The sequence below is a fragment of the Neobacillus piezotolerans genome (assembly GCF_003362805.1).
GTDB lineage: Bacteria > Bacillota > Bacilli > Bacillales > Cytobacillaceae > Bacillus_D > Bacillus_D piezotolerans.
In genome coordinates this window covers 1-1,260 of record NZ_QNQT01000034.1, presented here as the reverse complement: position 1 = coordinate 1,260, position 1,260 = coordinate 1, and the positions used below count along the sequence as shown (strand labels likewise).

Sequence of the window (1,260 nt, the reverse complement as noted above, 5' to 3'; positions counted from 1 at the left end):
TTCAATGATTGATTTTGTTAATTTTAGAAATACATAATGGAATAAATCGAATTAAACCATATCCTCCTAATTTTAATAAGATAGCTGCTAGAATTATTGAACCCTCTAGAGGTGCTTCTACATGGGCTTTAGGAAGTCAAAGATGTGTAAAAAATATAGGTATTTTTGCTAGAAATGCTAATATAAATAAAATGGGTATATTTAGTTTATTTATTGTTATAAAAGATATAATGAAAGATTGATTATAATTTAATAGGATGATTCTAACTAATAAAGGTAATGAAGCTGTAATAGTATATACTATTAAATAAATTCTAGCTTGTAAGCGTTCAGGTTGTTTTCCTGATCTTATTACTAGAATTATAGTTGGAATTAATACTAATTCAAACAAGATGTAAAATAATATTATATTTATGACTGAAAAAGTTAATATTAAAATGATGAAAATTGGGATAATTGTTTTTGAAATTGTTTTCATATTTTGAGAGGAAAATATAATTAATAGGATTCTTATAAGAGTTAATAAAATTAAAATTATGGAAAATTTATCTATTATAAATGTGTTTCTTATAATAATGGTGTGTTTTGGGTTAAAAATAAGTAGAATTGTAATTATCATACAAGATAAAAATATGATGATAGTTGAAATATTATTATTTATTAATATTAATGAATATATTAATGGTAGGGTAATTTTTATCAAAAGTTAAAATATTTATAAAAATTGAGTTTGTGGAGTTATGAGAATGGGATATAGAAATTAGTAAGCTTAATCCTATTCTTGATCCTCTTACTATCATAATTAGTATAATTATTAGAGAAGATATTGAAATTGTTAGTAAAGATGATGATAAAGAGAAATAGATGGTAATTAAAAGGAGTTCTAGTCTAAGGAGTATAATAATAATGTTTTTTCGTCATCAACATATTCTTATGATTCTTATAAAGATTATTATTAAGGAAATTGAAATGTTTGAATTGTTCTACATCCAAAGTAGATATTTTATATAAATTATTTAGAACTTTTGATAATATTGATATTTTTATTTGGAGTTTTATTTGTAATGAGATTACAACCTGTATTTATGGTTAGAAGTTTAATTATTATTACTTTGATTTATTCTTATTTTATTTTTAAAGTGATTGGTTCTTATTGATTTAGATATTTATTGTTATTAGTAATATTAAGAGGGGTATTAGTCGTATTTACTTACATAGTGAGTTTAATTCCTAATGAGGTTTTTGAAATTTATAGAGTAG

The 1,260-nt window shown here is 21.7% G+C and carries 1 pseudogene; it reads right to left on the bottom strand.

The annotated features are described in order from the left end of the window. Window position 1: 1 nt before the first annotated feature. A pseudogene (locus DRW41_RS23995) lies at window positions 2–478 on the bottom strand (proton-conducting transporter transmembrane domain-containing protein). Window positions 479–1,260 lie beyond the last annotated feature (782 nt).